At 39.3% G+C, this 7,261-nt stretch carries 6 protein-coding genes; 2 read left to right on the top strand and 4 right to left on the bottom strand.

Going from position 1 to position 7,261, the window contains the following annotated elements; all coding sequences use genetic code 11:
• The first annotated feature begins 60 nt into the window (after positions 1–60).
• Positions 61–1,545 carry a RagB/SusD family nutrient uptake outer membrane protein gene (locus tag AAC037_RS15700; RefSeq protein ID WP_339903866.1) on the top strand — a complete coding sequence of 495 codons (1,485 nt, stop codon included), beginning with the start codon at positions 61–63 and terminating at the stop codon, positions 1,543–1,545.
• A 15-nt stretch (positions 1,546–1,560) separates the two neighbouring features.
• A complete protein-coding gene (locus AAC037_RS15695) occupies positions 1,561–2,064 on the top strand; it encodes a hypothetical protein (RefSeq protein WP_339903865.1) in 504 nt (167 codons plus the stop codon).
• 120 nt (positions 2,065–2,184) lie between these two features.
• On the opposite strand, the gene AAC037_RS15690 is transcribed toward AAC037_RS15695, so the two are convergent.
• The 4 genes from AAC037_RS15690 to AAC037_RS15675 all read right to left on the bottom strand — a co-directional run bounded on the left by AAC037_RS15690 (position 2,185) and on the right by AAC037_RS15675 (position 7,255).
• The gene (locus AAC037_RS15690) at positions 2,185–4,743 is read right to left on the bottom strand and encodes a phospholipase C, phosphocholine-specific (RefSeq protein WP_339903864.1); all 2,559 of its coding nucleotides are present in this window, start codon (positions 4,741–4,743) and stop codon (positions 2,185–2,187) included.
• Between the two features lie 251 nt (positions 4,744–4,994).
• Entirely contained in the window at positions 4,995–6,359 is a 1,365-nt protein-coding gene (locus tag AAC037_RS15685; RefSeq protein WP_339903863.1) for an aldehyde dehydrogenase family protein, read from the bottom strand.
• Positions 6,360–6,361: 2 nt separating this feature from the next.
• On the bottom strand, positions 6,362–7,105 hold the full coding sequence (locus tag AAC037_RS15680) for a gamma-glutamyl-gamma-aminobutyrate hydrolase family protein (RefSeq protein ID WP_339903862.1): 744 nt from the start codon (positions 7,103–7,105) through the stop codon (positions 6,362–6,364).
• A 3-nt stretch (positions 7,106–7,108) separates the two neighbouring features.
• Positions 7,109–7,255 (bottom strand): hypothetical protein, encoded by a 147-nt coding sequence (locus tag AAC037_RS15675; RefSeq protein ID WP_339903867.1) that lies wholly within the window; start codon positions 7,253–7,255, stop codon positions 7,109–7,111.
• Positions 7,256–7,261 lie beyond the last annotated feature (6 nt).

The following is a 7,261-nucleotide window of genomic DNA, read 5'->3' as shown; positions in this document are numbered from 1 at the left end:
ATCCTTTGGCCAGGACCATCAGTTTAGGAATCAGCTTAGCATTGTAAAAAACTCTAAATCATGAAAAAAATATTAAACCTACTTATAATAGTTAGCCTCCTCTTCTCTTGCTCGGAAGAATTTCTTGACAGGCAACCTGAGGATGCACTTTCCACAGGAGCATTTTATAACAACCCTTCAGAAATAAAAGCCGGTTTGGCAGCTTGCTATGCACCTTTTCAAAATATATACTCCCGGAATCAGGTTCCTCAATATTTGGAAATCTCTTCTGACGATGGAAAAGATGTGTTATGGCAGAGCAATGACTACCTGATGAAAAAGAATACTGGAAATTCTCGTTCCAATTTTTGGAGAGACCATTATAAAGTCATTGTCAACTCTAATAATATTATTGACATAATCGACAATTATACCCCATTGAATACTGATGAGGAAGAGTTGGTGAAAGTCTACCAAGCAGAAGCTAAATTCCTGCGAGCTTTGGCTTATTTTAACCTAGTTAGGCTTTATGGAGATGTTCCAAAAGTAGTGGAAAGATTAGACGACCCAAACCAGGCCATCGGTATAGGAAGGACTTCAATAGACGAGATTTATTCTTCTGTGATTATTCCTGACTTGGAAGCAGCCATTGCCGGTTGTTTGAAAAAGGATGACGTTGGTTTGCAAGGAGAAGAAGCCAGGGCTACCAAAGGAGCTGCTATGACAATTTTGGGAAAGGTTCATTTAACGATGAATAATCCTACACAAGCTGAAGCCGTATTGAAAAGACTGATCGTAGACAAAGAGGCAGGCAATTATTCTTTATTAAATGATTTTGATGCCATTCATAAGCCGGATAACAAATTCAACGATGAATCCATTTTTGAGATCAATTATAATGCGACTTTGGGTCAACCTAACTTTCTCTTTAAATGGATGACCAACGAAAATGGATACCTGTACGGCATTGCTTCAGGGGGTGGGCCAATTGTTATGTTCAATTTTATGCAAGAATTTGTGGAAGACAATGACTGGATTGATGAACCTGATTGGACAAGATACAATACTACCTTAGATTCAGGTAAACTGGAAGGGGGAAGCCCAGAATTACAACCTTGGCCTAAAAAGTTTACCCCGGAAACAAGCACCTTAGCACAATACAACATCACAGGTACCGATTTTAATTATATGGTCACAAGATATGCAGATGCATTATTGATGTATGGTGAAGCCTTGGTAGCGAATAATAAAGCAAGTGAAGCCCTACCCTACTTTAACAGGGTAAGAGAAAGAGCAGGTTTGAAAGGTTTGACTGTGGACCAACTCGATATTGAACAAATCTTACATGAAAGAAGGGTTGAATTGGCATTTGAAGGACATCGGTTTTTTGATTTGGTAAGAACCGGAAAAGCAGTAGAAAAAATCTCCTGGGCACTAATGAATGTGGTTGGTTTTGATGCCAGAATATTTACTACAGAACCAATTGAAGAATACCAGCTTTTGTTACCTATCCCGGTTACTGAGATTCAAAAGGATGCTTCACTTAATCAAAACCCAGGCTACTAAATAAAATATAAGAAAATGAAAAAGACATATAATTTAATCCTCATGGGCATGCTTGCCCCATTGGTTCTTTTTTCCTGTTTACAGGAAGACATTGTGCCCAATCCTACCGTTCAAAGCGTAGAAATGTACATGATGGATATAGAAGGAAATGATTCTTTAATCACTCAACCTACGGTGAACAAAGCCTTCCGTTTTGTAGTGAATACTGATGCGGACATTGCTACAGTTTGGCCGGGGGGAGAACGTAGAATCGTAAAGAAAGTAAATACGGAAACAGACTCTTTGGATATGTTCGGCAATCCCGTGCTAATTGTAAGTGATTATTACTCTGATTATGGACTCGTAAAAGCAAGAGGTTTTAAAACCGCCTTGGGAGAAACCGGTTGGTACACTTCCTATACCTATAAAGAAGTTGGAGAATTTGACTTAACGATTCTGGTAACCAACCATGGGTACAATAGTGCAGATTACAAACAAGTGGTTTATGAGGCCGGAAAAGTAACAGTTGTAGAAGAATAAATATTTCATCAAATAGTGAACGAATAAAAAAGGACCTTTTCAAATACATAGAAAAGGTCCTTTTTATTGTACTGGTAAAATTGAAATTAAGCCTCAGGAATCAATTTAATAGAGGGAAATTTAGCTCAGGTCAATGGACAACTCTCCTCCCATCAATGGATCTGAGATACTGTCTTTTCCTAATTCTATGCGTCCACAGTACCGTCTACTAAAAGCTTTATTTCCTTGTGCAACCAAGGTAAAATCGTACCAACCTTGGCTTTTTACCGTTGGCACGCGTACAGGCTTTTTCTCTCTCGGCTTGAGGTCTATGGATTTTTCACCATGTTTGTAGGCATTATCAGTCACCTTCACTGATAATACTACATTAGAAATGTTTTCAATTTCTATTAAGTAAACACCGTTTTTACTTTCGCCACCATCTGCCGTATACGAAGATACCAAAGACAATTTGGGATCATTTTTATTGCCCTTAAACTCTCTGAAGAAACCATTTGGGCCATATACCTGCAGATGATACATCTCTCCCCCAAAAGCATCCAAAGGCCATTCATAATCCAATACGTCCCCTGCTTTTACTGCAAAAGACCAATTCATTGCGGACTCATAGGCACTAGTTTTAGGATTTCTATATGATCCGGGTGCATAGACCAAAAACGGTGCTCCTAGCGCTTTGTCGCCAAATTTCTTTTTCGATGCCTCTAAGTTTAGCACAATGGCTTTTCGGGAACCATCAATCTCCCCATCCACATACAATTCATAGGCAAGGGCATTGGAGGGTTTGGTTCCAGGCTCTTGCTTTGGCAATAATGGTGATTGTAAATGATTGTTATTTACCTGACTTATTTCACTATCGGTTAAAATTTTAAAATTGTCAGGAATGTCTTTATAACTTGCATTAAGAATTTTCTTCACATGCCCTTCCATGGTTAGGAAATTAGGTAGATCAATTTCTTCTCCATTAAAAGGTCTAAATACTGAAGTAAGATCCCCACTTATGGTTCTTCTCCAAGAGCTGATATTCTCCTCTTCAATTTTTTTCCCCGTTTTATGGGATAAAAACTTTTCCATAAACATAATGGTGGAAGAAATATCACAAACTTGAGAATTGACCCATCCACCTCTACTCCAAGGCGAAGCCACAATTAAAGGCACCCTATATCCCAATCCAACAGGACTTTCACGCACATCTTCTGCATCCATGCCTGGATAATTTTCCTCTTGTTCTTTGAATACAAATTCTGTTCTGGCGTCTATTCCATTGGAAACTTTACCTGTTGTAGGGTCATTAGGTTTTGGTGGAACAAATGGTGGTACATGATCAAAGTACCCGTCATTTTCATCATAATTCAGGATAAAAATAGTTTTTTTCCAAACTTCAGGATTTTTAGTTAGAATCTCCAAAGCTTCTGAAACATACCAAGCCCCATACCAAGGAGCACTCGGGTGGTCTGAGAAGTTTTTTGGTGCGACCAAATACGAAACTGTGGGGAGCTTACCGGAGTTTACATCCTTTCTAAATTCGTGAAAAATATCTCCTTTAGGAATTTTAGTCGCTCTTTTTTCTCCATCTTCCTCATATTCCAAGACTTCCGTTTTGTGGTAATCAGGATCTGCAATATTCGTTGTAAATGCGCGCTGATGCATTTCCTTTTCCCGAGGTGTTAGCTTTTCAAAAGCCTTAGGCCCAAATTTCTCTATGGACGCTTTGACAAAAACAAGGGCCTCTCTTTTGGAAGCGATTTCTTTTTTAATACCGGCTTTATCGGTTTCCACTGCTTCCTTAAGGGAAGCTTCTAACTTTGAAATTTCAGCCGGCAGGCTATTTTGTTTGTGTATTAAAAACTCATAATGTCCCGGAGTAAAGCGAACCTCAAACTGTTTGAACCATTCCAGGTTATTGTCTGTGAAATTTGCAAGCCAAGACCTATCATCACCTTCCAACATGGTAGGTAAACTTACCTCATTTTGGTATACCTTCCAAGACACGCCATTGTCTTGCAAGCGATCAGGAAAGGTTTTCCACTCCACTTCTTTTCCGTAAGTATGCTCTCCGTTTCTTACCAGAGGCTTTTCACCAACTTTCCCTACCGTTTTTCCAGCCCAGTGATAATTTCGATTGGTAGTGGTACCGGTAAGGGCTGCGCAAAAATGTTGGTCACAAACAGTAAATGCATCTGCAAAGGCATAATAAAATGGAATGTCCTGCCTTTCATAAAAACCCATGGTCATCGGTACATGTTTGTATTCTTTTCTTCCGGGTCTCTTGGCTTCAATCCAACCGTCATACTTTCCGTTATTTCGCGCATCTACTTGATTTTCCCAAGAATGAGGAATATCACTCATCCAGGTCGCTTTGGTCTCATTTATATTAAACCTAAAAGGAGTAAAAGCATTTCCTTGATTGTCTCTTTGAATCCAAACTTTGTCTTTGTTAGGCAATGAAATGGTCCTTGGGTCATTGTATCCTCTAACTCCTTTTAATTTACCAAAACAATGGTCAAAGGAGCGATTTTCTTGCATCAATAAGACTACATGCTCTGCGTCAAGATAGGTAGTTCCGGGGTCCGGATTAATGGCCATGGCTTTTTCTATGGAAGCAGGTAAAACTCCCCATAGTCCCATGCCTCCGGAAAAAAGTGCTGCTTTTTTCAGAAAATCTCTTCTGTTCTCATTCATAATTTAAATACGATATAAAACACTAATAAAATCTTAATCCTGATAGTTATACTATGGGATAATCCATCCGCTTTAGTCTCCAATTTTCTTTTGCTCAAGCGTAAAATTAAAGTTTTACGGAGCAAACCGTAGAGATAGATTATTGCCAAATGGTTAATTCTCTACTAAGCCAATAAATTAATAAAGACTGAACTTGAATGAAAATCAAAAGAATTATTACTAAAACTAAAGATCGCTAGATTTAAAGCCGGCTACCCCCTCAATTGATACGCTTTAGGCTGGGTAAATGCCCTTATGCCCATATAAGATAAGGTCACTCCCAAACCGGAATTTTTCCTCCCAGTCCAAGGGAGATTTGGGCTTACCCTATCACAACAATTGACATAGACTGTTCCTGAAGGCAAACTTTCTAACAATTGTTTGGCCCTTGGTTCATCACCTGAGAATACGGCTGCAGTAAGACCAAAAGCAGTGTCTTTCATCAATTTAAGAGCCTCTTCATCATTTTTGACTTTTTGAATGCCGATAACAGGTCCAAAAGACTCCTCTTTCATAAGCTCCATACTGTGATTGACTTCAGTCAATACCGCCGGTTCTAGGAAATACCCTTTTTCTCCCCATTGTTTTCCTCCTGTGAGTAACTTGGCACCTTTTTCCTTGGCATCAGCTATCTGAGAAAGGATGAAATTCATTTGATCTTTTCTGGTGAGTGCGCCTATAAAGGTTTCCTCTGCCAATGGATCCCCAATTTTATAAGTAGAAACCTCACTTACGAAAGCCTCTACAAATGCATCATAAATGTCTTCATGAACATATATTCTTTCCACCGCACAGCAACTTTGACCATTATTATAAAATGCTCCCTCTGCTGCATTGATGGCTGCTTGTTTCACATCCGCCACATCATTCATTACATACAAAGGGTCTTTTCCGCCGAGTTCCAACTGAACAGGAACTAGTTTCGAAGCCACTTTTTGGGCAATGTACTTTCCGGTTTTATAAGAACCTGTAAAAAAGTAACCATCCAGGTCTGCCTCTAGCAATAACTCCCCCACTTCAGCTCCACCAATAAAACATTCAAAAGCATCCTTAGGAATGCCGGCTTCCCAAAGCAGTTCTCTAAACTTAAGCCCAGTGAGGGCAGCGTATTCTGATGGCTTATAGGCCACTGCATTGCCCGCCAGCAAAGCATATAAGAACACGTTGTAACCAACATTATAAGGGAAATTCCAAGCAGAAATATTTGCAATTACCCCCAGGGGCTCAAAAGAGATTTCTTCTCGCGTATCTCCTTCTTCAGTAATGACTTCCTTCTTGAGGTATTTCAATGCATCCTTTTGAATATGTGCGATTCGATTTTGCGCTCCTGTGATTTCATTTTTAGCTTGCTGAATAGGTTTACCTGTTTCGGAAGTTAATATAAGTGTCAATTCCTCCAAATTGTCCATCACTAGGTCACCATATTTTTTAATAATGGCAACTCTCTCTTCCAAAGGCACACGTGCCCACTTAATTTGTCCTTCTTTTAGCGCAGCAATTCTACTACTAACTTCAACGGCAGTATCTTCTTTTAAATGTTTTATAACACCTTCGGTAGCAGGGTTGATAATTTCCATTCTTATTGATTTTTAACTTTTTCTATAAAATATTCATACAGTTTTAAGGGGTCCAATAATGGAGCTCCTTTACCCACCGAAAACTCAGGGTGCCATTGCACTCCTAACACATTTCCTTCTTTGTTTTGCAGGGCTTCTATTATTCCATCATTTTTGCTAACGGCCAAGATCTCCAAACCATTCCCTATGCTTTTTACGCCTTGATGATGAACAGAATTTACAACAGCCCGATCAGTATCATCATAAATTAAATCCAAGGTTTTACCTGGTTCAAAAACAATTTCGTGAACCAAGGAATCATATTTCTCAGCATCCCTGTGCTGCATGGCCTCCGGTTTCTGCATAGAGATATCTTGGTATAAGTTACCACCAAAACACACATTCATCAACTGGAAGCCTCTACAAATTGCCAAAACCGGCTTATGATGCTTAACAGCGTATTCCATTATCCTCATTTCATAGGTATCCCTATAGGCATCACCCAGCCATTTGCCGGGTACTATAGGCGTCTCATTATAAGTTTCCGGAGCCAAATCTGTTCCACCTTGAAAAACAAATCCATCTAGTTCTGCCAAGATATCCTCTAATTGACTCATGGGTAGGTCTGGCAGCAATACTGGAAGAATACCTTTTTGTGACACATAACTGAACATATCACATTCCACATAGGCCAAATTTTTAGGACCAAACACAATCCGAGAAGGCTCCTTATACATGAAGCATGCACTTATTCCAATTTTCAACATATTCTATAGGGCACCTTTATAAATTGATTTAAAGTCAGCTTCAGTGACAGGTTTTGGATTGTTTGGATGACAGAAATCTGCAATAGCAAGTGACGCCAATGTATCAATATGATCTTCTTTAACGCCAATTGCTGAAAGATTTGATGGCAAGCCCAG

Source organism: uncultured Cyclobacterium sp. (genome assembly GCF_963976465.1).
In the GTDB taxonomy this organism is placed as follows: Bacteria; Bacteroidota; Bacteroidia; order Cytophagales; family Cyclobacteriaceae; genus Cyclobacterium.
The sequence above is the reverse complement of the archived record's forward strand: the minus strand, read 5'-3'. Positions and strand labels throughout refer to the sequence as shown.